The sequence below is a fragment of the Bifidobacterium breve DSM 20213 = JCM 1192 genome, assembly GCF_001025175.1.
GTDB classification, from domain to species: Bacteria; Actinomycetota; Actinomycetes; order Actinomycetales; family Bifidobacteriaceae; genus Bifidobacterium; species Bifidobacterium breve.
Map to the genome: position 1 here is coordinate 1886501 of NZ_AP012324.1, position 25452 is coordinate 1911952.

35 protein-coding genes are annotated in these 25452 nt (G+C 59.9%); 3 read left to right on the top strand and 32 right to left on the bottom strand.

The genetic code is table 11. The features are described 5' to 3' along the window. Positions 1-75: 75 nt before the first annotated feature. The 28 genes from BBBR_RS08220 to rpsJ all read right to left on the bottom strand — a co-directional run bounded on the left by BBBR_RS08220 (position 76) and on the right by rpsJ (position 14593). Positions 76-1071 (bottom strand): DNA-directed RNA polymerase subunit alpha, encoded by a 996-nt coding sequence (locus BBBR_RS08220; RefSeq protein ID WP_003829908.1) that lies wholly within the window; start codon positions 1069-1071, stop codon positions 76-78. A gap of 79 nt (positions 1072-1150) precedes the next feature. Then, entirely contained in the window at positions 1151-1549 is a 399-nt protein-coding gene (rpsK, locus tag BBBR_RS08225) for a 30S ribosomal protein S11 (protein ID WP_003829907.1), read from the bottom strand. A gap of 87 nt (positions 1550-1636) precedes the next feature. Next, entirely contained in the window at positions 1637-2014 is a 378-nt protein-coding gene (gene rpsM / locus BBBR_RS08230) for a 30S ribosomal protein S13 (protein ID WP_003829906.1), read from the bottom strand. Between the two features lie 148 nt (positions 2015-2162). Continuing rightward, on the bottom strand, positions 2163-2276 hold the full coding sequence (rpmJ, locus tag BBBR_RS08235; protein ID WP_003808136.1) for a 50S ribosomal protein L36: 114 nt from the start codon (positions 2274-2276) through the stop codon (positions 2163-2165). Between the two features lie 23 nt (positions 2277-2299). Then, positions 2300-2518 (bottom strand): translation initiation factor IF-1, encoded by a 219-nt coding sequence (gene infA, locus BBBR_RS08240; RefSeq protein ID WP_003808114.1) that lies wholly within the window; start codon positions 2516-2518, stop codon positions 2300-2302. 152 nt (positions 2519-2670) lie between these two features. Continuing rightward, entirely contained in the window at positions 2671-3231 is a 561-nt protein-coding gene (locus BBBR_RS08245; protein WP_003829904.1) for an adenylate kinase, read from the bottom strand. A 151-nt stretch (positions 3232-3382) separates the two neighbouring features. Then, positions 3383-4720 (bottom strand): preprotein translocase subunit SecY, encoded by a 1338-nt coding sequence (secY, locus tag BBBR_RS08250; RefSeq protein WP_003829903.1) that lies wholly within the window; start codon positions 4718-4720, stop codon positions 3383-3385. Positions 4721-5036: 316 nt separating this feature from the next. After that, a complete protein-coding gene (gene rplO, locus BBBR_RS08255) occupies positions 5037-5489 on the bottom strand; it encodes a 50S ribosomal protein L15 (RefSeq protein ID WP_003829901.1) in 453 nt (150 codons plus the stop codon). Positions 5490-5491: 2 nt separating this feature from the next. Continuing rightward, positions 5492-5677, bottom strand: coding sequence for a 50S ribosomal protein L30 (rpmD, locus tag BBBR_RS08260; protein WP_015439202.1), 186 nt, complete (start codon positions 5675-5677; stop codon positions 5492-5494). A 5-nt stretch (positions 5678-5682) separates the two neighbouring features. Continuing rightward, entirely contained in the window at positions 5683-6411 is a 729-nt protein-coding gene (rpsE, locus tag BBBR_RS08265) for a 30S ribosomal protein S5 (protein WP_003829899.1), read from the bottom strand. After that, the gene (rplR, locus tag BBBR_RS08270) at positions 6408-6779 is read right to left on the bottom strand and encodes a 50S ribosomal protein L18 (RefSeq protein ID WP_003829898.1); all 372 of its coding nucleotides are present in this window, start codon (positions 6777-6779) and stop codon (positions 6408-6410) included. The genes rpsE and rplR overlap by 4 nt, the downstream gene beginning before the upstream one ends. Position 6780: 1 nt before the next feature. Next, positions 6781-7320 carry a 50S ribosomal protein L6 gene (gene rplF / locus BBBR_RS08275; RefSeq protein ID WP_003829897.1) on the bottom strand — a complete coding sequence of 180 codons (540 nt, stop codon included), beginning with the start codon at positions 7318-7320 and terminating at the stop codon, positions 6781-6783. A gap of 17 nt (positions 7321-7337) precedes the next feature. Beyond that, positions 7338-7736: a 30S ribosomal protein S8 gene (gene rpsH / locus BBBR_RS08280; protein WP_003829896.1), complete on the bottom strand. Its 399-nt coding sequence runs from the start codon at positions 7734-7736 to the stop codon at positions 7338-7340. Positions 7737-7825: 89 nt separating this feature from the next. Next, positions 7826-8011, bottom strand: a complete 186-nt coding sequence (locus BBBR_RS08285; protein WP_003814530.1) for a type Z 30S ribosomal protein S14 — start codon at positions 8009-8011, stop codon at positions 7826-7828. 1 nt (position 8012) lies between these two features. Beyond that, entirely contained in the window at positions 8013-8585 is a 573-nt protein-coding gene (rplE, locus tag BBBR_RS08290) for a 50S ribosomal protein L5 (protein WP_003829895.1), read from the bottom strand. Further along, complete coding sequence (gene rplX, locus BBBR_RS08295) at positions 8582-8917, bottom strand: 50S ribosomal protein L24 (RefSeq protein ID WP_003829894.1); 336 nt, start codon at positions 8915-8917, stop codon at positions 8582-8584. Before rplX ends, rplE begins: the two co-directional genes overlap by 4 nt. A 1-nt stretch (position 8918) precedes the next feature. Then, on the bottom strand, positions 8919-9287 hold the full coding sequence (gene rplN / locus BBBR_RS08300; protein WP_003829893.1) for a 50S ribosomal protein L14: 369 nt from the start codon (positions 9285-9287) through the stop codon (positions 8919-8921). Positions 9288-9381: 94 nt separating this feature from the next. Continuing rightward, positions 9382-9642, bottom strand: a complete 261-nt coding sequence (rpsQ, locus tag BBBR_RS08305) for a 30S ribosomal protein S17 (protein ID WP_007055338.1) — start codon at positions 9640-9642, stop codon at positions 9382-9384. Positions 9643-9644: 2 nt separating this feature from the next. Continuing rightward, positions 9645-9896 (bottom strand): 50S ribosomal protein L29, encoded by a 252-nt coding sequence (gene rpmC, locus BBBR_RS08310; RefSeq protein ID WP_003829891.1) that lies wholly within the window; start codon positions 9894-9896, stop codon positions 9645-9647. Then, on the bottom strand, positions 9896-10315 hold the full coding sequence (gene rplP, locus BBBR_RS08315) for a 50S ribosomal protein L16 (RefSeq protein ID WP_003829890.1): 420 nt from the start codon (positions 10313-10315) through the stop codon (positions 9896-9898). The genes rpmC and rplP overlap by 1 nt, the downstream gene beginning before the upstream one ends. A gap of 6 nt (positions 10316-10321) precedes the next feature. Then, positions 10322-11122, bottom strand: coding sequence for a 30S ribosomal protein S3 (gene rpsC / locus BBBR_RS08320; RefSeq protein WP_003829889.1), 801 nt, complete (start codon positions 11120-11122; stop codon positions 10322-10324). Positions 11123-11124: 2 nt separating this feature from the next. Then, entirely contained in the window at positions 11125-11484 is a 360-nt protein-coding gene (rplV, locus tag BBBR_RS08325) for a 50S ribosomal protein L22 (protein ID WP_003829888.1), read from the bottom strand. Between the two features lie 16 nt (positions 11485-11500). Further along, positions 11501-11779, bottom strand: coding sequence for a 30S ribosomal protein S19 (gene rpsS / locus BBBR_RS08330; RefSeq protein WP_003814508.1), 279 nt, complete (start codon positions 11777-11779; stop codon positions 11501-11503). Positions 11780-11794: 15 nt separating this feature from the next. Beyond that, the gene (gene rplB, locus BBBR_RS08335) at positions 11795-12625 is read right to left on the bottom strand and encodes a 50S ribosomal protein L2 (RefSeq protein ID WP_003829887.1); all 831 of its coding nucleotides are present in this window, start codon (positions 12623-12625) and stop codon (positions 11795-11797) included. A gap of 36 nt (positions 12626-12661) precedes the next feature. Continuing rightward, entirely contained in the window at positions 12662-12958 is a 297-nt protein-coding gene (gene rplW / locus BBBR_RS08340; protein WP_003829886.1) for a 50S ribosomal protein L23, read from the bottom strand. Between the two features lie 5 nt (positions 12959-12963). Continuing rightward, entirely contained in the window at positions 12964-13620 is a 657-nt protein-coding gene (gene rplD, locus BBBR_RS08345; protein ID WP_003829885.1) for a 50S ribosomal protein L4, read from the bottom strand. Positions 13621-13626: 6 nt separating this feature from the next. Beyond that, the gene (rplC, locus tag BBBR_RS08350; protein ID WP_003829884.1) at positions 13627-14268 is read right to left on the bottom strand and encodes a 50S ribosomal protein L3; all 642 of its coding nucleotides are present in this window, start codon (positions 14266-14268) and stop codon (positions 13627-13629) included. A gap of 16 nt (positions 14269-14284) precedes the next feature. Further along, positions 14285-14593 (bottom strand): 30S ribosomal protein S10, encoded by a 309-nt coding sequence (gene rpsJ / locus BBBR_RS08355; protein WP_003827292.1) that lies wholly within the window; start codon positions 14591-14593, stop codon positions 14285-14287. A 449-nt stretch (positions 14594-15042) separates the two neighbouring features. On the opposite strand from rpsJ, the gene budA reads away from it, so the two are divergent. Both budA and BBBR_RS08365 read left to right on the top strand, forming a co-directional pair. Beyond that, positions 15043-15816 (top strand): acetolactate decarboxylase, encoded by a 774-nt coding sequence (budA, locus tag BBBR_RS08360; RefSeq protein ID WP_003829882.1) that lies wholly within the window; start codon positions 15043-15045, stop codon positions 15814-15816. Between the two features lie 352 nt (positions 15817-16168). Next, positions 16169-17065 carry a YwiC-like family protein gene (locus BBBR_RS08365; RefSeq protein ID WP_003829880.1) on the top strand — a complete coding sequence of 299 codons (897 nt, stop codon included), beginning with the start codon at positions 16169-16171 and terminating at the stop codon, positions 17063-17065. Between the two features lie 290 nt (positions 17066-17355). On the opposite strand, the gene adhE is transcribed toward BBBR_RS08365, so the two are convergent. The 4 genes from adhE to BBBR_RS08385 all read right to left on the bottom strand — a co-directional run bounded on the left by adhE (position 17356) and on the right by BBBR_RS08385 (position 24005). Next, positions 17356-20079 (bottom strand): bifunctional acetaldehyde-CoA/alcohol dehydrogenase, encoded by a 2724-nt coding sequence (gene adhE / locus BBBR_RS08370; protein WP_003829878.1) that lies wholly within the window; start codon positions 20077-20079, stop codon positions 17356-17358. Between the two features lie 408 nt (positions 20080-20487). Then, on the bottom strand, positions 20488-21435 hold the full coding sequence (locus BBBR_RS08375; RefSeq protein WP_032738298.1) for a helix-turn-helix domain-containing protein: 948 nt from the start codon (positions 21433-21435) through the stop codon (positions 20488-20490). An 80-nt stretch (positions 21436-21515) separates the two neighbouring features. Beyond that, positions 21516-22556: an NAD(P)-dependent alcohol dehydrogenase gene (locus BBBR_RS08380; protein WP_003829876.1), complete on the bottom strand. Its 1041-nt coding sequence runs from the start codon at positions 22554-22556 to the stop codon at positions 21516-21518. Between the two features lie 111 nt (positions 22557-22667). Further along, the gene (locus tag BBBR_RS08385) at positions 22668-24005 is read right to left on the bottom strand and encodes an MFS transporter (RefSeq protein WP_003829875.1); all 1338 of its coding nucleotides are present in this window, start codon (positions 24003-24005) and stop codon (positions 22668-22670) included. A 220-nt stretch (positions 24006-24225) separates the two neighbouring features. Here BBBR_RS08385 and BBBR_RS08390 point away from each other — a divergent pair, with 220 nt between their 5' ends. Beyond that, a complete protein-coding gene (locus BBBR_RS08390; protein WP_003829874.1) occupies positions 24226-25374 on the top strand; it encodes an ROK family transcriptional regulator in 1149 nt (382 codons plus the stop codon). Positions 25375-25452 lie beyond the last annotated feature (78 nt).

Here is a 25452-nt window from a genome sequence, read left to right on the forward strand (position 1 = left end):
AAGCAGGCAAGCAGGTGGGCATGTGCCCGAGCATCCGCTTGCCATGCGAACAGACGGTTAATCAAAAGCGACGAATCACTCGTCTTCCGGCGAGAAGAAGGTGCCGCCTTCGAGGTTATTGGTGTCGAAGGCCATCGGCGAAGACTTGAGGCTCAGACCCAGAGTCTGCAGCTTCTCCTTGACTTCGTCAATCGACTTCATACCGAAATTGCGGATGTCGAGCAGATCCTGCTCGGTGTGGGAGACGAGCTCACCGATGGTGTGGACACCCTCACGCTTGAGGCAGTTGTAAGAACGCTGCGTCAGGTTGAGATCCTCAATCGGGACGGCCATCTCGGGGTTGGTCTCCTCGGCCACCGGGGCCGGACCGACCTCGACGCCTTCGGCCTGGGCATTGAGCTCGCGGCACAGGCCGAAGAGCTCCACCAGGGTCGAACCGGCGGAAGCCACCGCATCACGCGGGGAGATGGCGGGCTTGGTCTCCACGTCCAGAATGAGCTTGTCGAAGTCCGTGCGCTGTTCCACACGGGTGGCCTCGACCTTGTAGCTCACCTTGAGCACCGGGGAGTAGATGGAATCGACCGGAATACGGCCAATCTCATCGGTGTCCTGCTTGTTCATCTGGGCAGGCACGTAGCCACGGCCACGCTCAACGGTGAACTCGATCTCGAGTTCGCCGTCCTCGGCGAGGGTAGCGATGTGCTGCTCCGGATTGGCAATGGTGACGCCAGACGGCGGGGTGATGTCCCCGGCAGTAGCCTCGCCCTTGCCGCTCTTGCGCAGGTACATGACCACAGGCTCGTCATACTCGCTGGTGAGCACGATGCCCTTGATGTTGAGCAGGATCTCGGTGACGTCTTCCTGAACACCCGGCAGAGTGGTGAACTCATGCAGGGCTCCGGAGATACGCACGGAGGTCACGGCAGCACCCGGGATCGAACTCAGCAGCGTGCGACGCAACGAGTTACCGAGCGTGTAGCCGAAGCCAGGCTCGAGAGGCTCGATGGTGAAGCGAGAGCGCTGCGGATTCAGAGATTCCTCGGTCAGAGTCGGACGCTGTGCAATAAGCACTGTGGTTATCCTTTCAGCTTGAACTCGGTGGTGCACTCACCGGCTAAGCGGTTTTGGATGGATTGGTATTGCTGAGTGCTCAGACGCGACGACGCTTCGGAGGACGAACGCCGTTGTGGGCTTGCGGGGTGACGTCGGTGATGGAACCGACCTCGAGGCCCGCGGACTGCAGGGAGCGGATAGCGGTTTCACGACCGGAACCCGGGCCCTTGACGAACACGTCGACCTTCTTGACACCGTGCTCCATCGCCTTGCGGGCGGCGGACTCGGCAGCCATACCAGCGGCGTACGGAGTGGACTTACGGGAGCCCTTGAAACCGACGTCGCCACCGGATGCCCAGGACACCACGGCGCCAGACGGATCGGTGATCGAGATGATCGTGTTGTTGAAAGTGGACTTGATGTGAGCCTGGCCGACCGGGACCGACTTGCGGTCACGACGACGGGGCTTACGAGCGGCTTGCTTAGGCGCTGCCATTGACCCTCGTTTCCTAGTAACGAACTTATTTGTTGACGTCCGAACGATGGGATGGAACTCATCCCGTGGCTCGGAGCATGCCACCTATTACTTGGTGGCCTTCTTCTTTCCGGCGACTGTACGCTTCGGGCCCTTGCGGGTACGGGCGTTGGTCTTGGTGCGCTGACCGCGCACAGGAAGTCCCTTACGGTGACGCTGGCCTTGGTAGCAGTTGATCTGAATCTTGCGACGAATATCTGCATCGACTTCACGACGCAGGTCACCCTCGATCTTGTAGTTAGCTTCGAGGTAGTCACGCAGCGTAATCAGCTGCTCGTCGGTAAGATCCTTGACGCGGATGTCCGGGTTAATACCGGTCGCGGCAAGCGTTTCCTTGGCACGAGTACGACCAACACCGAAAATGTAGGTGAGGGCGATCTCGATGCGCTTCTCATTGGGGATGTCGACTCCGGCAAGACGTGCCATTGCGATTCCTTCTTGTTGCCGTAGGTCTTGCACCCACTCGTCCGGTTTCCCGGCACGGGCCTACGTACCCGTGGTTCAGTGTCGTTCCCTTGCGGGAAGCACTGTGAGAGAGTGCCTTATTTACTTAGTGCCGCTGGAGAATCTGCTCTCAGCCCTGACGCTGCTTGTGGCGGGGGTTGACGCAGATCACCATGACGCGGCCGTGACGGCGGATCACGCGGCAGTTTTCGCAGATCCTCTTCACGCTAGGGCTGACCTTCATGGTTATCCTTTTCTTGTGTACCTTTACTTGTAGCGGTACGTAATGCGTCCGCGGTTCAGGTCGTAGGGGCTCATTTCCAGCACGACACGGTCCTGCGGCAGAATGCGAATGTAATTCTTACGCATCTTGCCGGAAATCGTGGCGAGCACGATGTGCTTGTTCTCGAGTTCGACGCGGAACATTGCGTTGGGCAATGCTTCCACTACCTGTCCTTCGACCTCAATCACACCGTCTTTTGCCATGCGCCTCTAGTCCTATTCCGTTGGATGATTACTGTGGCATATCCGAAGACACACCAACTGTCAACTATATACGCACATACCCCTATGCGACACTCGGCGTGTCGCATAGGGGTATGTACGAAATGTTGTGGTAGCCGCTAGGCTTGCCGCCTCTACTGCAGGTGGCTGATGATGCGGCGGCTGATCTCGTCGATGTCGCCGACACCGTTGACCACGACCAGCAGACCGCGGGACTCGTAGATGTCGAGCAGCGGGGCGGTTTCCTTCTCGTAGGTTTCCAAACGCTTGGCGATGGCCTCCGGGGTGTCATCAGCACGACCCTGCTCGGCGGCACGCTTCTTCATGCGCTCCAGCAGCACGTCACGGGCGGCTTCGAGAGCCACCACGTGGTCGAGCGGAGTGCCGAGGTCGGCCAGCATTTCGTCAAGTGCGGTGACCTGGGCGGCGTTGCGCGGGTAGCCATCAAGAATCCAGCCGTTGGCACAGTCTTCCTTGGCCAGACGATCCTTGACGATCTTGTTGGTCAGGGAATCCGGAACCAGCTCGCCCTTATCGGTGTAGCTCATCGCTTCAAGACCGAGTTCGGTCTTGTTCTTGATGTTGTAGCGGAAGATATCGCCGGTGGAGATGGTGGGGATGTTGAAGTGCTCAGCGAGCAGCGCAGCCTGGGTGCCTTTGCCCACGCCTTGAGGTCCCATGATGAGCAGACGCATGGTGGTCTCCTTTTATGTTGGAAATTAATACGGCTTTGGCTCCCTTGTTAAGGGAACCATTGAGTTATATGTGGGAGGAAACGGATTGCTCCGTCAGTCGACAGCCCACAGGGCTGTCTCCTTCCTCGCGCTGACGCCTGCTGAGCGGGCGTCAGCCTTCCTTATGATCCACGTTCTCGAGCAGGAAGCCGGTGTACTGGAACTGCTCGGTCTGGGCCTTGGCCTGACGCAGGGTGTCAAGGCCGACGCCGGCGATAATCAGGATGGTGGTACCACCGAACGGCAGCTTGGCATTGAGTCCGAGGGCCATGATGAGCACGGTCGGAATCAGGGCCACGAACAGCAGGTAGACGGCACCGACGGTGTTGAGTCGGTTCATCACGTAGGTCAGGTAGCGGCTGGTGGCGTTGCCGGCGCGGATGCCGGGGATGAAGCCGCCGTACTGCTTCATGTTGTCTGCGGTCTCGTCCGGGTTGAACGTGATCGAGGTGTAGAAGAAGCAGAAGAACACAATCATCAGGGCATACAGCGCGATGTACCACACCGAAGTGGTGTTCGCGAGGTTGCTGTTGATCCACTTGACCCAAGACTGGTCGGACTTGCCGAACTGGGCGATCAGGGTCGGGATGGCCAGAATCGAGGAGGCGAAGATGGGCGGAATAACGCCGGACATATTGATCTTAAGCGGCAGGTAGGTGGAGGAGCCACCGTACATCTTGCGGCCAATCATGCGTCGGGTGTACTGCACCGGCACGCGGCGCTGGCACAGTTCCACGAAGTCAACGAAGATGAGGATGACCACGAGCACGCCCACAACGATGCCGAACTTCAGCCAATCGCCATCAGTGCCGTTGGTGCCGTAGCCAATCTCCCACAGCTGCGGCAGGAAGCCGGAGCATATGGACATGAAGATCAAGATGGACATGCCCTGGCCGATGCCCTTGTCGGTCACAAGCTCGGCCATCCACATGATCAGGCCGGTGCCGCCGGTCATGATCAGCACCATGACCACGAGGTTCCACACGGAGCCGTCCGGAATGACCTGGTCACACTTGTAGTTGAACAGGGCGCCGGAGCGAGCGGTGACCAAAATGGTGGTGGACTGGAGTACAGCCAAACCAATGGTCAGGTAACGGGTGTACTGGGTGAGCTTGGCCTCACCGGACTGACCCTCCTTGTGCAGGGCCTCGAAGCGCGGAATAACCACACGCAGCAGCTGCACAACGATGGATGCGGTGATGTACGGCATGACGCCCAGCGCGAAGATGGACAGCTGAAGCATAGCGCCACCAGAGAAGAGGTTCACCAATCCGATGAAGTTCTCCTGTGAGGCGCTACCAGTGGTGGCCATGCACTTGTTCACCACGTTGTAGTCCACGCCCGGCGTCGGAATGAACGAACCGATGCGGTAGACGATGATGATGAACAGGACGAAGAGAATCTTCTTCCTCAGCTCTTTGGTCTTCAGGGCCTGGATTAGTGTCCTCACCTGGGTTTCCTCCCACTAGCGCGCACTCGACGCGCGAAATACACAAACTATCGAACGAGCATAGTCTAACGTGCCTACTTCAGACAACTGTGCGTCTCGTCAATGCTTGCTGAATATGACTTTATGGACAACGCATCTCCCCGAAAATCGGGGTATTGTATCGGCGCCAGCGAATGTAGGACTTGATGTTGAGACCGCATCACTGCGCGCGGAACGCCATCAATGATCTCGATAGGTCATAGTGATAGCAGTGCCCCCGACCACCAGATAGGCGGACGGGGGCACAGAGCTATATTCAGCGTTTCGCGCGGACTAATCAGTCCTCAACGACGGAGCCGCCGGCAGCTTCGATCTTGGACTTGGCGGAAGCCGAGGCCTTGACACCCTTGAGGGTGAATGCCACGGTGGTTTCGCCTTCGCCCAGAACCTTGACCGGAGCGTTGCCACGGACGACGCCCTTGGCAACCAGATCCTCGGCAGTCACTTCGCCGCCCTGAGGGAAGACCTCAACGAGACGAGCAATGTTGACCACCTGGAACTCCACACGGAACGGGTTCTTGAAGCCACGGAGCTTCGGCAGGCGCATGTACAGCGGCAGCTGGCCACCTTCGAAGCCAGGACGCACGTGAGTGCGCTTGGTCTGGCCCTTGGCGCCACGACCGGAAGTCTTGCCCTTGGAGCCTTCACCGCGACCCACGCGGGTGCGGTCCTTCTTGGCGCCCGGGGCGGGCTTCAAATCGTGCATCTGCAGGATTTCGTTATCTGCCATAATCAGTCAACCTCCTCAACGGTGACCAGGTGACGCACGGCGTTCACCAGACCACGGTTGGCCGGGGTATCCTCGCGGATCACGGTCTTGCCGATCTTGTTCAGGCCGAGGGTCTTGATGGTGGCGCGCTGAGCCGGAGTACGGTTCACGATGCCGTGGTGCAGGGTAATCTTCAGGTTCTTAGCCATGAGTATCACTCACCATCCTTCTCTTCAGCGGCCTTCTTGGCAGCCTCTTCACGAGCCTTGCGAGCCTCATCGATACCAGCGGCACGAGCGCGCAGCAGGGCATCGGGAGCGACCTCGTTGAGGGCCAGACCACGACGGGCGGCGATCTCCTCGGGCTCTTCGAGCTGCTTGAGAGCATCGACGGTAGCGCGCACCACGTTAACGGCGGTGGCGGAGCCCATCGACTTGGTCAGGACGTCGGTGATGCCTGCGCATTCCATGACGGCGCGCACGGAGCCACCGGCGATTACACCGGTACCCGGGGCAGCAGGACGCAGCAGAACAGTGCCGGCGGCGTCGTGACCCTGAACCGGGTGGGTGATGGTGCCACGGACGCGAGGCACAGAGAACATGTGCTTCTTGGCGTCCAGCTGGCCCTTGGCGATGGCGGCCGGGACTTCACGGGACTTGCCGTAGCCGACACCCACGGTGCCGTTACCGTCGCCCACTACCACGAGAGCAGCGAAGCTGAAGGTACGACCACCCTTGTGGGTCTTGGACACACGGTTGATGGTCACCACGCGATCGAGCAGTTCGTCGCCGCGGTTTTCCTCACGACGGTTACGACGCTCGCCACGACGGCCTTCACCGCGCTGGCCACGACGACCCTTGCGGTCCTCGTTGTTGGATTCGGTCGCCACAGTGTTCTGAGTTTCTTCAGCCACTTGGGTTTCCTTAGTTTCGTTGTCGCTCACAGTGCAAGACCTCCCTCGCGGGCGCCATCAGCAACGGCTGCGACGCGACCGGTGTACTTGTTGCCACCGCGGTCGAAAACGACCTCGGTGATGCCGGCAGCCTTGGCCTTATCGGCGATCAGCTCGCCGACCTTCTTGGCGGCCTCGGTCTTGGTGCCCTTGAAACCGGCAAAGTCGGCCTGCAGGGTGGAGGCGGACACGAGAGTCACGCCCTTGGTGTCGTCGACCACCTGAGCAACCATGTGACGGTTGGAACGGGTGACCACCAGGCGCGGACGCTCGGCGGTACCGGAGATGCGCTTGCGGATACGCACGTGACGGCGCTTGAGAGCAACCTTCTTGCCTTTTCCGAGAATAGCTACGCTCATATCACTTACCAGCCTTTCCAGCCTTGCGCAGGATGCGCTCATCGGCGTACTTGACGCCCTTGCCCTTGTAGGGTTCCGGAGCGCGCAGCTTGCGGATGTTGGCGGCGACCTGGCCCACAGCCTGCTTGTCAATGCCCTCGACAACCACGTGGTTGGCATCGGTCACCTTGAGGGTGATACCTTCGGGCGGGTTGACGGTGATGGTGTGGGAGTAGCCGAGGAAGAACTCGATGCCCTGACCCTTGGCGACGGCGCGGTAACCGGTGCCGACGATCTCAAGAGTCTTGGAGTAGCCATCGTGCACACCCTTGACCATGCCGGCCATGATGGAACGAGCCAGACCGTGCTTGGCACGGGTCGGACGCAGGTCATCAGCCGGGGTAACGATGATCTCGTTGCCCTCAACGGCAGCGGTGATGCCTTCCGGAATCACGTAGGAATCAGAACCCTTGGCGCCCTTGGCCGAGAAATTCTGACCTTCAATCTTGACTTCAACGCCAGCGGGGATGGCGATGGGGAGCTTACCAATATGCGATGCCATGTTTCAGCTCTCCTTTCTCACCACACGAAGGCGACAATTTCGCCGCCAATGCCCCGGTCGAGGCATTCCTTCTGAGTCAGCAGTCCCGAGGAAGTCGAGATGATGGCGATACCCAGGCCACCGAGCGGCATCGGCAGGGAGTCGGACTTCGCATAACGACGAAGGCCCGGCTTGGAGATGCGCTTGATGCCCTGAATGGAACGCTCACCGTTCGGACCGTACTTGAGGGTGACCTCAAGAGTCTGGCCGACCTTGGCTTCCTTAGCGGTGAAGTCCTTGATGTAGCCTTCGCGCTTCAGGATCTCGGCGATGTTCGCCTTGAACTTGGAGTACGGCATATCCACGGTCTCGTGCTTTGCCGCGCTCGCATTACGCAGACGCGTAAGCATGTCTGCGATCGGATCTGTCATTGTCATTTGGGCTTGTTGCCCTTTCTCGCTATGGTTTCCGCCGCCCTCACGCTTCTTCTAGAAGCGATTGGGCCGCGGACCTTCAGCGTCGATGTTTACCAACTGGACTTCGTAACGCCGGGCAGTTCACCGCGGTGAGCCTTCTCGCGAAGGCAGATGCGGCACAGGCCGAACTTGCGGTAGACGGAGTGGGGACGACCGCAGACCTGGCAGCGCGTGTAAGCGCGCACCTTGAACTTCGGCTTGCCGGCCGCCTTGTTCTTAAGAGCGGTTTTTGCCATATCAGTTCTCCTTGAAGGGGAAGCCGAGGTGCTTCAAGAGCGCGTAAGCTTCCGTGTCGTCCTTGGTGGAGGTCACCACAGTGATGTCCATACCGCGCACGTGATCGATCGAATCAGGATCGATCTCATGGAACATGGACTGCTCGGTGAGACCAAAGTTGTAGTTGCCCTGGCCATCGAACTGGTGACCGTTGATACCGCGGAAGTCGCGGATACGGGGCAGCGCAAGGGTCAGCAGACGATCCAGGAACTCCCACATACGGTCGCCGCGCAGGGTGACGTATGCACCGATGGCCTGGCCTTCACGCAGGTGGAACTGCGCAACGGACTTCTTGGCCTTGGTGATCTTCGGCTTCTGGCCGGTGATCAGGGTGAGATCCTTGACGGCGCCTTCGATGAGCTTGGAGTCGCGAGCTGCGGCACCGACGCCCATGGAGACGACGACCTTCTGCACACGAGCAACCTGCATCGGGTTGGAGTACTTGAACTCCTTCTCGAGCTCAGGGATGATCTGCTCGTTGTACTTGACCTTCAAGCGCGGGGTGGCCGGCGCTTCGACAGTGGTATCGGTCATGCCAGCTCCTTTCCGGACTTCTTGGCGACGCGTACACGCACGGCCTTGACCTTGCCGTCACGCGCCTCTTCCTTAACAGTGATGCCCACGCGGGTCGGCTGCTTGGTCTCCGGGTCGATGACCATCACGTTGGAGCGATGGATCGGAGCCTCAGTGGAGACGATGCCAGCCTGCTGGCCCTGCTGCGTGGCGCGCACGTGCTTCTTGACGATCTGCACGCCTTCGACGATCAGTCGGTCGTTGTCCAGCACCTGCTTGACAGTGCCTTCCTTACCGCGATCCTTGCCGCGAATGACCTTGACCAGGTCGCCGCTCTTAATCTTGGCTGCCATGTCAGATCACCTCCGGGGCGAGGGACACGATCTTCATGAACTTGTGCTCACGCAGTTCACGACCAACCGGTCCGAAGATACGAGTGCCCTTCGGTTCACGGCCGGAGCCGAGAATAACGGCGGCGTTCTCGTCGAACTTGATGTAGGAACCATCCGCACGGCGGGATTCCTTGACGGTACGGACGACAACGGCCTTCACCACGTCGCCCTTCTTGACCGACCCGCCAGGAATGGCGTCCTTGACGGAGGCGACGATCACGTCGCCGATGCCGGCATAGCGTCGCTTCGATCCGCCGAGCACGCGGATGGCGAGGAGTTCCTTCGCACCCGTGTTGTCGGCGACATGAAGCCGCGTTTCCTGCTGAATCATTGATTCTCCTTAGCCGAGCTGGTTCTCCCCATTTACCGGGGCACCTTGGTCTTCCGAGGTGCCCCGGTAAATGGCGAGCCTTGCCGAACTTTACTTACTTGGCGCGCTCGATAATGGATTCGAGACGCCAGCGCTTGGTCTTGCTCAGAGGCCGAGTTTCCATAATACTCACGAGGTCGCCAATGTGGGCGTCGTTGTGTTCATCATGGGCCTTGACCTTGCTGGTGGAACGAACGACCTTGCCATACAGCGGGTGGGTCGAACGCTGCTCGAGCTCGACGGTAATCGTCTTGTCCATCTTGTCGGACACGACGTAGCCGCGGCGAACCTTACGGAAGTTACGCTCTTCAGCCATAATCACTTCTCCTTGGATTCGGTAGCGGCCGGCTCCTGGCTGATGCCAAGCTCACGCTCACGCAGCACAGTGTACATGCGGGCGATGTCGCTCTTGACAGCCTTGAGACGGGCGGTGTTCTCGAGCTGACCAGTGGCGTGCTGGAAGCGCAGGTTGAACAGCTCTTCCTTGGACTTCTTGAGGAAGCCTTCGATTTCCGCGTTGGTCTTCTCGTTGAGATTCTTGATGGAGTAATCAGCGGTACCGACTGCCATCAGATATCACCACCTTCACGTGCGATAATGCGGCACTTCATCGGGAGCTTGTCGATAGCACGACGGAGGGCTTCGCGAGCGACGTCCTCAGACACACCACCGATCTCGAACATCACGCGACCAGGGCGGACGTTCGCGATCCAGAACTCCGGGGCGCCCTTACCGGAACCCATTCGGGCGCCGAGCGGGTGCTTGGTCAACGGACGATCCGGGAAGATCGTGATCCACACGCGGCCACCACGCTTGATGTAGCGGGTCATGGCGATACGTGCGGCCTCGATCTGACGGTTGGTCACGTAGGCCGGGGCAAGAGCCTGGATGCCGAAATCACCGAAGTTGATCTCGTTGCCGCCCTTGGACATGCCAGAACGCACGGGGCGGTGCTGCTTGCGGTACTTAGTCCTCTTGGGGATAAGCATTCTTGCTCACTCCTTCGTTTCTGCAGCGGCAGTGGCCTCGGCAGGAGCCTCGGCCTTGGGGGCCTGAGCATTCTGCTGAGCGGCGGAACGGTTGCCACGGCGCGGGCGGCGATCGCCACGACGGCCCGGACGGTTGTTCTGCTGAGCCTGCTGCTCTTCGAACTCGGATTCGGTCATATCGCCCTTGTAGATCCACACCTTGACGCCGATGCGGCCGTAGGTGGTCTTGGCCTCGAAGAAGCCGTAATCGATGAGGGCACGGAGGGTCTGCAGCGGAACGCGGCCCTCGCGATAGAACTCGGAACGGCTCATTTCCGCACCGCCGAGGCGGCCGGAGAGCTTGATGCGGATACCCTTGGCACCAGCGTGCATGGCGTCCTGCTGAGCCTTGCGCATGGCACGACGGAAGGTGACGCGGTTGGTCAACTGCTCGGCGATGCCCTGAGCGACGAGCTGGGCGTCCAGCGCGGCGTTCTTGACTTCGAAGATGTTGAGCTGAACCTGCTTGCCGGTCAACTTCTCCAGCTTGGCGCGAACGCGCTCAGCCTCGGCGCCACGACGACCGATCACAATGCCCGGACGGGCGGTGTGAATGTCCACGCGGACACGGTCACGGGTGCGCTCGATGACGATGCGGGACACGCCTGCGCGCTCGAGATCCTTGCTCATTTCCTTACGGATCTGATCGTCCTCGAGAACGAAGTCGCGGTAGCGTTCGCCGGCCTTGTTGGAGTCAGAGAACCACTTGGAACGGTGATTCTCGGTGATGCCCAGGCGGTAGCCAAACGGATTGATCTTCTGACCCATCTTTAGCGGGCTCCTTCCTTGGTAGCAACAACGACCGTGATGTGGGAGGTGCGCTTGTTGATACGAGCGGCGCGGCCCTGGGCACGAGCGCGGAAGCGCTTGAGGGTCACACCTTCGTCAACGAAGGTCTCCTTGATGAACAGGTCGTTCTCGCGGAACGGCTCGCCGGCCTTGTCGGCCTTCACGCGGGCGTTGGCAATGGCGCTCTCCAGGGTCTTGCGGACCGGAAGGGCCGCAGCCTGAGGGGCGAACTTCAAAATGGTGACGGCGTCGGTGGCCTTCTTGCCGCGGATGAGGTCGACCATGCGGCGAGCCTTGCGCGGCGTCACGCGGACGTGACGAGCGATTGCTTTAGCTTCCATGTTCTATTCCTTATCCTTAGCGGCGGGCTTTCTTGTCGTCCTTCACGTGACCCTTGAAGGTCTTCGTGGGGGCGAACTCACCCAGTTTGTGACCAACCATGGCCTCGGTGACGAACACCGGGACATGCTTGCGACCATCGTGAACGGCGAAGGTGTGTCCGATGAAATCAGGGGTGATCATCGAACGACGGGACCATGTCTTGATGACGTTCTTGGTGCCCTTCTCGTTCTGCTCGTCGACTTTCTTCTGCAAGTGGGCGTCGACGAAGGGGCCCTTCTTGATGCTACGAGTCATCTTCTCGATACTCCCTTACTTGCGGTTCTTGCCGGACGGACGACGACGAACAATCATCTTGTTCGAAGCCTTCTTCGGACGACGAGTACGAACTTCGCCCTTGCCCCACGGAGAAACCGGCGGCTTACCACCGCGGGTACGACCGCCGTGCGGGTGGTCGACCGGGTTCATGGATTCACCACGGGTGACCGGACGCTTGCCGATCCAACGGGCGCGACCGGCCTTGCCGAGCTGCACGTTGGCGTGGTCTTCGTTGCCGACCTCACCAACGGTGGCGCGGCAGCGGGCGTCGACGTTACGGATTTCGCCGGACGGCATACGCAGCTGGGCGTAAGCGCCATCCTTGGCGACGAGCTGAACGGCAGCACCAGCGGAGCGAGCAATCTTGGCGCCACCCAGCGGGCGGAGCTCAATCGCGTGAACCACGGTACCGGTCGGGATGTTCTTCAGCGGCAGGTTGTTGCCCGGCTTGATATCAGCCTGAGCACCAGTCTCGATGACGTCGCCCTGCTTAACACCCTTCGGCGCGATGATGTAGCGCTTCTCGCCATCTGCGAAGTGCAGGAGGGCGATACGGGCGGAACGGTTCGGATCGTATTCGATCTCGGCGACCTTGGCGGGCACGCCGTCCTTGTCCCAACGCTTGAAGTCGATGAGACGGTACTGGCGCTTGTGACCACCACCGCGGTGACGGGAGGTGATACGGCCGTAAGAGTTACGACCGCCGGTCTTGGAGTTCTTGCGAACCAGCGACTTCTCAGGCGTGGAGCGCGTCAGATCGGAGAAATCCGAGACGGACGCGTTGCGGCGACCTGCGGACGTCGGCTTGTAAACGCGGATAGCCATAATATAGTTCTTCCTTTAACTTTTCTCGGCTAGCCTTCAGTTGCCAAAGATGTCGATCGTCTGGCCCTCGGCGACGGTCACGATCGCGCGCTTCTGGGAAGCACGCTGGCCGAAACCGGTGCGGGTGCGCTGCTTCTTGCCAGCGCGGTTGAGGGTGTTGACGTTCGTCACCTTGACCTTGAAGATCTCTTCAATTGCCTGCTTGATCTGCACCTTGTTCGCGTCCTTGGCCACCACGAAGGTGTACTGGCCACGGTCGGAAAGGGCGTAGCTCTTCTCAGAGACGACGGGCTTCAAAATCACGTCGTGCGCGGGCTTGTGAATAGCGACCATCTAAATCAGGCCTCCTTCGGCTCGGTCTTGGCAGCCACGAAAGCCTCGAAAGCTTCCTTGGTGAAGACCACGTACTGAGCGGTGATCACGTCGTACGTGTTGAGCTGATCGACAAAAATCGGGTGAACGGTCGGGATGTTGCGCACGGAGAGCCACTCGTTGATGTTGTCACGAGTGAAGACGACCGTGGTGAACTTGTCCTCGGTGATCGGGCTCAGGGCGGCGACAGCAGCCTTGGTGGACGGCTCGGTGATACCGAAGTCCACGACGGCGATGCGGCCGGCGTTGGCGCGATCAGACAGGGCATAGCGCAGAGCTGCGGCCTTCATCTTCTTGGGGGTGCGCTGGGAGTAGTCGCGCGGCTGCGGGCCGAACACGACACCACCGTGGTACCACTGCGGAGCGCGGATGGAGCCCTGACGAGCACGACCGGTGCCCTTCTGCTTCCACGGCTTCTTGCCGCCGCCGGAAACCATGCCACGAGTCTTGGTGGCGTGGGTGCCCTGACGGGCAGCAGCGAGCTGAGCGGTAACAACCTGGTGAATCAGCGGGATGTGAGCCTTGACGTCTTCAGCGGAAACACCGAAGAGTTCAACCGGAGCCTCGACGGTACCGGCGGCCTGGCCCTTGGCGTCAGTGACGTTCAGAGTAACGTTTGCCATGGTTTATCAGGCTCCCTTCACAGCCGAACGGACGAGAACGATGCCGCCCTTGGGGCCAGGAATGGCGCCCTTGATGGCGATGATGCCGTTCTCGACATCAGCGGAGACGACGGTCAGGTTCTGGGTAGTGGCGGTCACATGACCCATGCGGCCGGCCATACGCTTGCCCTTGAGAATACGGCTCGGAGTGGCGCATGCGCCCACAGAGCCAGGACGGCGCTCGTTCTTATGAGAGCCGTGAGTACGGCGGTAGGACTTGAAGCCCCAACGCTTGATAGTGCCGGCGAAGCCCTTACCCTTGGTAGTGCCGGTCACGTCGACCTCAGTGCCCTCTTCGAACAGGTCGGCGGCCAGTTCCTGGCCAGCCTCGAACTGATCGACGTCGTCGGTGCGCACCTCAACGAGGTGGCGACGCGGGGTGACACCAGCCTTGGCAAAGTGGCCAGCCAGCGGCTTGGTCACCTTGGTCGGGTCGATGGCGCCGTAGCCGAGCTGGACAGCCTTGTAGCCGTCGGATTCCTCGGTCTTCACGGCAGTCACCACATTGGTGGACACGTCGACAAGAGTAACGGGCACGAAGAAGCCGTTCTCGTCCCACACCTGGGACATGCCGAGCTTCTTGCCCAGCAGAGCCTTGCGATTAGACATAATGCTTCCTCCTCCCTTACAGCTTGATTTCGATGTTGACATCCGCAGGCAAATCGATGTGCATCAGGGAATCCACGGCCTTGGGGGTCGGGTCCACGATGTCGATGAGGCGCTTGTGAGTGCGCATCTCGAAGTGCTCGCGAGAATCCTTGTACTTGTGAGGAGAACGGATAACACAGAAGACGTTCTTCTCGGTCGGCAGCGGAACGGGGCCAACTACAGTTGCGCCCGCGTTCGTCACCGTTTCGACGATTTTCTTCGCCGATTGGTCGATGACCTCATGGTCATAGGACTTAAGCCTGATGCGGATTTTCTGTCCCGCCATTGCCGTCCGCCCTTTCTAGCGATGTTCGTTGTACTGTTTACCAACCTGCTTCTTCAGGGCACCGGCGCGCATGGCCTCCCTTGGACATACGTCCTCTGGCGGTCATCCGACATCAGTGCGCAGTCTCCGTTTGCCACCTACAAGAAGTGGTTCCCGGCCCGCGCTCGCTTTTTCAATTCCAATTTGCGAGCCCAAATCAGGCAACTTGTTTATTCAACCATCGAGGCGGGACACTGGAATCCGCGCGTGTCGCGTGCTCGCGCCGACCATACTCTCATAAACCATCAAAAAAAAATTACTTGACTCGATACGAATAGGTTGGCGATTACGGGTGAACAGCCAATTGCAGAAACCGGGAATCGTCTGCTCGTACACACGTGTCATAAATCACGCACCAAATATGAACGTTCGGATTGTGACGTACAGCACTGGGCGTTACGCTAAGCGACGTGACACAATCACTGGCAAAAAACATCAAACCCATTCACGAACATGGCGCAAACGTGCTGTACCAACATGGCACCCTGGCCCTACTGGTACCAGGCCTGCTGGAAGGCACCACCACCATCGGCGAGCTGCTCAAGCACGGCGATACGGGTATCGGCACCGGCGAAGGGCTCGACGGCGAGCTCATTATCTTGGATGGGGTCGCATATAAGGTCGGCCAATCCGGTGTGGCCGAGCGCGTGCCAGATGATTTCACGATGCCATTTGCCAACAGCCATAGGGCGGCATTCCAGTATCAGTGCGAACGCGAAGATATTGGTCTTGAGGAACTGAACAAGAAAATCGTTGAGGCCAACGGTCGCGCGAACACCTTCTTCTCGGTGGTGGTGCGCGGCACGTTCAGTTTCATCAAGACCCGCGCGGTCATCAAGCAACAGGCACCCTACCCCACGTTGGTGGAAGTGGCCGATCGACAGGCCGTGTTCCTGCGCCACGATGTCAAAGGCACCATGCTCGGATACTTCTCCCCTGTGATGTTTCATGGTGCTGCCGTGGCCGGATTCCATGAGCATTTTCTGTCCGACGACCACACGTTCGGCGGGCATGTGCTTGATGCGGTACTCCAACGAGGCAAAATCTACAGTCAGGTATTCGACACCCTAGTACAGCATCTGCCGGTGGATGATCCCGGATACCGCAATCATGATTTCAGTCAGGATCCGATTGCTGAGGCCATCTCCAGTGCCGAAGGCGACATTCGTCCACACAACGAATGATTGCCCGGCCAATAGTCCAAGCCCACTCCCCCATAGCTGGCGGCATTGGCCCTCGGCACTTTCTGGGACGAAACGAATGTTCCTCACTCCCCGTGGCCGGCGGCATTGACTTGCATTGCGAATGATTGCCAAGCCAATAGGCTCGGCTACCCTCACACAGCCTGCGGCATTTACTCGTATCGCAAATGATTTCCGCAAGAACAGCGCGAATCCAACTCATATTCTTCGGATAACCGCGCATACCGCGCGCACGCCTGAAATCGGACTCCCACACTGCCGGTATTTGGTTAACACGTTATTAGTCTCACATTGCTCTTACCTAGAACCGGCCGCTACGATACTATTGCCAGCTATGACGGCACAACGCACGACCCGCAAACGTGATTGGTTTGACAATCAGCCCGGCGCATGGGTGATGGTTATGCTGCCCGCAGCGGCAGGCTTCATTATCGGTGGTCCTAATCTTGATACGCTCTGGCTATTGGCGATTTGGGCTTTGTGCTATTGCGTGCAGTTCAGCGCTGCGCACTGGTTCAAGGCACACTTTTCGCACCGCTATCTGCCACCGATGATTGCCTATACCGTGGCACTTACCGTAATTGGCCTGCCATTCCTGATTACGCATACCGGCATACTGCGCTGGGCTCCTTTATATATAGTGCTGGTCGCGCTATCAATGCTGTCCTCGTGGTTGAGGAAGGAGCGCTCGCTGTGGGGCAATGCGGTATCGGTGATTGCCGCGTCGACGATGGCCACGGTAATCGCGTCATTCGGCAGCGCTGCCAAGACGGCATGTGCTATTCCTCTCAACGCGGCGCAAGCCTCGTGCGGAGCCGATGCAGACGCCGCACGTGCCATGATTCGGAATATGCCGGGATTCAGCCAGATATTTGAACCCCGTGCCTGGTGGCCCGCTGGTTCTTTGCCCATGAACGGGCTGATTGCCACTGCGCTGTTCGCACTCATGCAATACAGCTCGGTATTGGTGGTCAAAACCATGATTCGAGAACGTGGGAAGCGTTCGTACGTGGCAGCATCGTGGGTATGGCATGTGATGTTGGTGGCGCTGACCATAGTGGCAGGGCATAATCCGTTCCTCATAACAATGAGCGTGCTGCTACTGGCCCGTGCCATCGCCCTGCCTGTGGCCGCTCGGTACCGAACCATGAAACCTGTGGTAACTGGTATTACCGAAGCATTCGCCAGTCTTATTGCTTTTGGCTGCATTCTTGCGGCGGTGTTGATGTAATACCGCCTATGCATAGAGCCTCCACCGCGCGGTGAAATGCCCACCACGTAGTGATTCTTCCACCACGATGTTAGCGAGAGTTCCTTATCCGCGGAATTCCGCCATTCTGGGACACTGCGCGGTGGGAAATACACGTCGCGGTGGCGCCCCAAAGGCTTTCCATCACATAGCAAAATACACAACATATGACAAAGAGCCCGGCCCCGGAATGGGGTCGGACTCCTGTTACGCGGTCATGAAACCGTTTGGTCTCATATCGCTAATGGCACATGGCCATTAGACTCTTGCAATCAGCGCTCGGAGGCTTCCTCAGTGGCGGCCTCGCCTTCGCGCTCGATGCGCAGCTTGTGGCCTTCCTCCTGGGAGACGCCGTAGTAGGCACCGACGGCGATGTCCTTCATGTCGTTGATCAGCGGGATGCGCGGGTTAGCCGGGGTGCACTGATCCTCGTAGGCACGCATGCCGATCTGATCAAGCACGGACCAGAAGTAATCCTCATCCACGCCGCAATCCTGGAAGCTCTTGTTCATGCCGAGCTTGTTGTCGCGGTAATCCTCGACGGCCTTAGCCAGGTTCTCCACGGCTTCGGCCGGGGTCTTGCCGGTGTCGATGCCGAGATTGCGGGCGATGTCCTGGTAGCGCTCCGGAGCGACGTACTTGTTGTACTTCGGCCAAGAGGTGGGCTCCTCAGGAATCTGGCCGTTGTAACGAATCACATACGGCAGCAGGATGGAGTTGGTACGGCCGTGGGCGATGTGGCACAGAGCACCGATGGTGTGGGCCATGCCGTGGCACATGCCAAGGAACGCGGAGCCGAACGCCATGCCGGCCATGGTGGCGGCGTTGTGCATCTTCTCCTGGGCGTCGGTCTTGGCCAGGCCGGGCTCGCCGTTGACGGACTCAGCCAGGTTGTCCCAGATGAGCTTGGCAGCGTGCAGCGCCATGCCGTCGGTGAAGTCGTTCGCGTACACGGACACGTAGGCTTCCATCGAGTGGGTCAGGGCGTCGAAGCCGGCGTCGGAGGCCAGCTTGCGCGGCTGGGTGCGGGCCAGCACCGGATCCACGATGGCCACGGACGGGGTCAGGGCGTAGTCGGTGATCGGGTACTTGTAGCCGGTCTTGTGGTCGGTGATCACAGCGAACGGCGTGACTTCGGAACCGGTGCCGGAGGAAGTCGGGATGCACACCAGCTTGGCCTTCTTGCCCAGCGGCGGAATCTTGAAGGCGCGCTTACGGATATCGAAGAACTTCTCGCGCACATCGGAGAAGGCGATTTCCGGGTGCTCGTAGAGCAGCCACATGATCTTGGAGGCGTCCATCGGGGAGCCGCCGCCGACCGCGATGATCGTGTCCGGCTCGAACTCCTCGCGCATCATGGCCGCACCCTTTTCGACGGTCTCGACGGAGGGCTCCGGCTCGACGTAGTCGATGATGCGGAAGGTCACGCGGTTGGAACGGGCACGCAGCTGGTCGATGATCTTGTCGACGATGCCGAGCTGCTCCATGACCTTATCGCAGACGATGACGGCCTTCTCGATGCCGTACATGTCGCGCAGGTACTTGATGGCGTTCGGCTCGAAGTAGGTCTTGGCCGGGATCTTGAACCACTGCATGTTGTTGTTCCTCCGAGCAATGCGCTTGATGTTGACGAGGTTCACGGCCTGCACGTTGCCGGAAACCGAGTTGCCGCCGTAGGAGCCGCAGCCGAGGGTCAGGGACGGGGCGATGGCGTTGTAGATATCACCGATGCCGCCGAGAGAGGAAGGCTGGTTCCAGATGATGCGGCAGGCGTGCATACGAACACCGTACTCGCGCACGAGCTCCTGGTTGTTGGTGTGGATGGCGGCGGTGTGGCCGGCACCCAGCTTGAGCATCTTCTCGCACATCTCGAAGGCCTGCTCCTTGTTATCGGCCTTAAGGACGGCCTGCACCGGAGCGAGCTTCTCGTGGGTCAGAGGCTCATCGTCAGAGACTTCCTTGCACTCCGCGGCGAGGATGGTGGCATCCTCAGGAATGTCGAAGCCGGCGGCCTTGGCGATGAACTGCGGGGACTTGCCCGGCACCACGGAGTTCAGCACCGGCTTTTCACCGGAACCGGCCACGCAGCCGAACATGTACTTCTCGAGCTTGGCCTTCTCTTCGGCATTGACGAAGTAGGCCTTGCGCAGCTTGAGTTCCTTGATGAGCGGGGCGTAGACGTCCTTGTGGGCGATGATGGCCTGCTCGGTGGCGCAGATCATGCCATAATCGAAGTGCTTGGAGAGCACCAGATCGTTGGCGGCGCGCACGATGTCCACGTCCTTGTCGACGTAGGCCGGCGCGTTGCCGGCGCCCACGCCCAAGGCGGGCTTGCCGGAGGAGTATGCGGCCTTGACCATGCCCGGACCGCCGGTCGCGAGGATGGTGGCGATGCCGTCGTGCTTCATCAGTGCGCCGGTCGCCTCGATGGAGGGGTGCTCGATCCACTGGATGCAGTTCTCGGGGGCGCCCGCCTCGATGGCGGCGTCGCGCACGATCTTGGCTGCTGCGACGGAACAGTTCTGGGCGCCGGGGTGGAAGCCGAAGATGATCGGGCAGCGGGTCTTCAATGCGATCAGGGACTTGAAGATGGCGGTGGAGGTCGGGTTGGTGACCGGGGTGACGCCGGCGACCACGCCGACCGGTTCGGCAACTTCATCGATGCCGAGCACGTCATCTTCGCGGATGATGCCGACGGTCTTCTGACCAGCCAGGTAGTTGGTGATGTGCTCGCAGGCGAAGATGTTCTTGGTCGCCTTGTCTTCCACCAGGCCACGGTGCGTTTCGTCGACGGCCATTTTGGCGAGCACGAGATGCTTGTTCAGCGCCGCCACGGAGGCCTTGGCGACGATGTGGTCGACCTGCTTCTGGTCGAGCTTTTCGAATTCGACGAGAGCCTGCTGGCCCTTGGCTACGAGTGCGTCCACTTCAGCTTCGGCTGCGGCAAGCTTTTCTTCCGGAGTCGGCTTCGTTGCGCTGTTCTTAGTTTCTGCCACTGTAGGATCCTCCTCTAATAGAGATCTGGAACGTGGTGCGTTATTCCTTATTGCTGATTGCCGTTGTGCAACAGTCACGTCACGACGCTTCATGACACTGAATCGCCTGTGACCTGCATCACAATATACATGACCCATTGCATCTTTTCATCCCTTAAGCGAGTTGTGCGTTTCGTGTTATATTCCGTGTGCTTAATGTTCAAACAAGGATTATTTTTGCACAAAACTCTGTTCACTCTCTCCTAATTGTAACCTTTTGTTCATTTTATATATCAAATGAACATTGCATCACCCCTATTTCTAAAAGCCGTTTTTTAAAACTCACGTATTCAAGTCTGCCTTGTTAGACAACTTCTACAAAATCATTTTATTTTAGTGGGCTTGTCGTGTGACCGCCCATCGGCGAAATCACCGATCGGCGTTATCACTGGGTTTCCGCCCCGCCTTCCGATGAGCCTTTCGATACGTCGACGGCGTCGTTCCCGTCTCGTCCAGAAAGCGCCGGTTGAAATTCGACGCATTGTCGTACCCGCATTCCTCCCGGATCCTGGCCACCGCGCGATCCGTTGTGGCCAGCAGACGTTTGGCCCTGCCGATACGCAGCCGTCGCACGAAATCCGAGAATCCGATGCCGGCCGCCCGCTTGAAGAAACGGGAAAACGCCGAAGGGCTCATCGACACCAGACGGGCCGCCTCCTCCAGCGATATCTCCCCGGCCAGGTTCTCCGTGACATAGGCGATGGCCTCGTTCACCGTGCGTTCGGTGTCGGAGCTGAGCTCGAGATCATACCCCGGCGTCACCACCGTGGATGCCTCGGTCTCCGGAGCGTCGGCGAATACGCCGAACAGCTCGATCAGGTCGGCCACACGACGCGCGGGATCATGGTCGCCCATCCCCTCCAGCAACGCTCCGGCAGCCTGGGCCGACTCCCCGGACAGCACCATCGCACGCGCGGCACGGCGCAGTACCAGATTGAACCGGGCGGTTTCCGGAAAACACGCCATCAACGCCTTCACGGTCTGGGGACGCACATGGCACAGCACGTCACGTCGGGCCAACCGCTCCCCCGGCTTCACATCGGAAACCCAGTTATGCGGAAGATTCGAACCAATCAAGGCGACATGCCCGGCGCGGCAGGGGACCACGCAATCACCCACCATCATCAGCCCAGAACCCTCACGGATGAGATGGAACTCGATCTGCGGATGATGATGCCACTTGGCCAGTGAATTCGGATACCCGTGGCTTGTCCATCGCACCGCTGCATCGGCATCGGGAACGATGACCTCCAACGCCCCAGAGCCCGATTCCACGACGGTCCGACGACGGTCGGCGAACATGATATCGGCATTCATCGAAGCCCCCTTCGCTTGCCCTGGCATCACCGGCGGAACGGCCCGGCCCATCCCACCGGATGGGCCGAACCATACCCGGCTCAGTCGCGATCCACGGTAATCTGCAACTTGATATCGCCGGGACGTCCCTCATCCATACGGTCGAAGGCGGCCTTGGCATCGGCCATCGCATAGGTGTCGGTGATGAACGGCTTGAGGTTCAGTTTACCGCTGGCGACCAGGTCAATGGCCTTCTGGTAGACGTTCGCGTAACGGAACACATTCTCGATGCGCACCTCGGTCGCCTGCAGCTCGGTGATGTCGATGCTCACGGGATCGACCGGGATGCCGACGAGGACGGCGGTGCCGCCCGGCGCGACGAGCTTGAAGAAGGTCTCGTAGGCTTTGGGGGCACCCGAGCATTCGAAGATCACGTCGGCTCCCCAGCCTCCGGTTTCCTCACGCACGCGTTCAACGAGATCCTCCTTGGTGAGATCCACCGGCACGATTCCCGGAATCTTGCCGATGATGTCGAGTTTGATGCTGGAAACGTCGGAGACGATCACCTTGGATGCGCCACCGGCAAGCGCGCAGGAGGCGGTGAGCATGCCCACCGTGCCGGAGCCGGTCACCACGCACACGTCGCCGGGTTTGATGCCGGCCTTGGTGGCGGCCCACATGCCGACGGCGGTGGGTTCGAGCAGCGCTCCCTCGCCATAGCTCACATTGTCCGGAAGCTTGTAGGTGAACGCCGCGGGATGGTTGACCGTCTCGCACAGGCAGCCATCCACCGGCGGGGTGGCGAAGAAACGCACGGCCGGATCGACGTTGTACATGCCGAGTTTGCTGGCACGGGAATTCATGTCCGGAATGCCGGGTTCCATGGCCACGCGATCGCCGACTTCGAAGCCTTCGACGCCTGAGCCGACCGCGACGACGGTACCGGAAGCCTCATGCCCCAGGATCATCGGCTGTTCGACCACGTATTTGCCCACACGCCCATGCGTGTAATAGTGCAGATCGGATCCGCACACCCCCACGGTATGCGGGGCGATGGTGAGCTCCCCCGCCGCCGGAGCCGGGGTGTCCGGCACCTCACGCACGTTGATGACGCCCTTCTTCTCAAGAACGACTGCCTTCATGATGTACTCCTTCTGTTTGTTTGGTTGTTTGGTTACATATTCGATTGCCGGCGGGCCACGGCACCATGGCCGATGACACCGACGAGTGGGCTCTCACCGTCGAGCGACGACCTACCCCCGACATTCCGGTTCGGGCTGCGCCAATTCGCCGCTCGACTCCAGAGGCTTCCGGGATTCCAGGACCGTGGCGCCTTTGCCCTTCAGTCGCCGCCCGCGTTCATCGAACCCGGGCTGCTTCGGCCGGATGAACACCGTGATCAGCGAACCGACCGCATAGAGCCCGGCATAGGCCCAGCACACGCCGCTATAACCGACGGTGGAGATGAGAACCGTGGCGATCAGCGGGCCGAAGAACGTGGTCAAGCCGGAGGCGAGATTGTGTGCGGAAATCGCCGCGCCCTTATGCTCCGGGGCGAGGGCCGGGAATATGGCCCCCATCGGCACGAAGGCGGAGATACCCAGACCGAGCACAATCGCGTCGGCGCACATCAGCGCCATATTGCCGCCGAAGAAGCGGGGAATGTAATACATGCCCAGCGTGCCGAGCACGCACCCCCAGCATCCGAACCAGCGCATCTGCCGCATCCATCCGTAACGGTCGCCCATACGACCCCAGAACACGTTGCCGAACACGGTGACGACGAACTGGAATCCCCAGATCTGGCTCCACTGCGAGACTTCGAACCATGCGCCGCCGCCATTGGTATGGGTGGCGAGATACAGCGGCATGATGACCGGGAATCCGTACAGCGTGAGATTGCAGATCACACGGACCACCGCCGCGAGGGCGATCTGCCGGTTCTCCACGAGGATGGTGGCGCCGCGGCTCAGCTCATGGAATTTCTCCTTGGCGCTCATCCCTTCCGTCTTCTCGTTGCGGGTCGACGGCACCAGGGCAAGGCAGATCAGCAGACCGGCAACCGCGAACGGCAGGGACAGCCACAAGCTGCCGTATTCCCCGACCCATCCGATGGTGAAACTCGGCAGGTATGCGCCGAACACGCCGATGCCGAAGGAATAGGACGTCCAGAACCAGCCCATCGCCGTGGCGAGCTTGCCCGGATCGACGGTCTGCGAGATCAGGACCACGAAGCTGTAGATGAACAACGGATATCCCACGCCTCGCATCGCGTACACCGCGAGCATCAACGCATAGGAACCGGACGGCAATGCCATGGTCAGGAACACCAGATGCAGGCAGATCCACGAGATCGCGCCGATGAGCATGATGCGCTTGGCGCCGAACATCTCGGCGAGCACGCCAGACGCCCAGCCTGCGACCGCGGCCATGAGCCCGTACATGGTGAACATCAGCGAGGCCTGAGATGAGCTGAATCCCTGATCGACAATGTATTTGGACAGGAAGGTGAGTTCGAAGCCATCACCGGTCATGAACACGGCGATGGCAATGAATCCCGCCAACAGTTTCCTTGGCAATCCTATGGACATGTTTCCTCGTTTCCCAGCACTTCGTTGTCTGTTGTGTCTGTCCGCTCCTCCTTGGGCGTAATACCATTCTCATGCTGGAAAACCGGGTGTTTTGGTGCCCAACCACCTCGTTGTGATACTTTTTTAACACGCGAGACAGGGCAACATTTCAAAAAGTCTTTTGCTAAAGTAATGAGGGGCCTTACATAGGCAACGACGCGCGAAACGGAAAGGATACGTCATGAAGCCCATGCCATCCACAGCGGTCAAACAGGCCAACCGTCAGGCGATAATCGACCATCTGTACCGGCATGGCCCGTCCACCAAGCAGCATCTGCAGATGACCCTCGGGCTGAGCCTGCCCACCATCACCGCCAATCTGCGTGACCTTGAGGATGAGGGACTGGTCGGACGAGGCGAGCCGACGGAATCGACCGGCGGACGCAAGGCGCAGACCCACGTGTTCGCCGCGAAATCGCATGCGGCGATCGGCGTGAGGATGCGCGCGGACGGCGTCACGCTGGTGGCGGTGGACCTGTACGGCGAGGTGATCGCCCGCAAACGCAAGCGCGTCTCCTACCGCAACACCAGCGACTACTACGATATGGTCGGCGATTTCGTCACCGAATTCGCGGGGCGTGTGGTGCGTTCGGGAAGCCAGGTGCTCGGCATCGTCTTCTCCATCCAAGGCATAGTCTCCCCGGACGGCAGCGCGATCACCTTCGGGCAGATCGTCGGCAATACCGGTCTGACGCTGGAGAAACTCACCCGGCACATCGAATTCCCGGCGCTCATGATCCACGACTCGGACGCTTCGGCCATGGCCGAGCTCTGGTTCGACCCCAGCATCAGCGACGCCGTCTGCATCTATCTGGAACGGCGCCCGGGCGGTGCGGTGATCGCCCATGGAACGCTCTACCAAGGGCCGAACCTGTCCAACGGCACCGTGGAGCACATGTGCCTGGTGCCCGGCGGAAAACCCTGCTATTGCGGGCAGCGTGGATGCATGGACCCGTACTGCTCGCCGGAAGCCCTGCTGGAGGACGGCGAAGGCATGCCCGGTTTCTTCTCGGTGCTGAGCCAAGGCGAACGCGGGCATCGTAAGCGTTTCGACGAATGGATGGGGTACGTGGCGCAGGCGATCGTCAACATCCGTTCGGTGATCGCGGGCGACGTGATCATCGGTGGCGAAGCCGCGCAATATCTGGACGACGACATGCTGACCGAACTCAAGCATCGCGCGGAGTCGCTCAGCCCGTTCACGACCGACTTCACACTGAAGAAAAGCATCTGCATCGAGGATCAGAACACCATCGGCGCCGCGCTGCGTTTCGTGCGCGACTACGTGGACGGCATCTGCGGACGCATGAGGCCACTGCCCCGAAGGTGAACACGATACGGGAAGGGCCGCTGCCCTACCTTGGAATCAGGTGGGGCAGCGGCCCTTCCCGCCATTGCGGATCCGGTT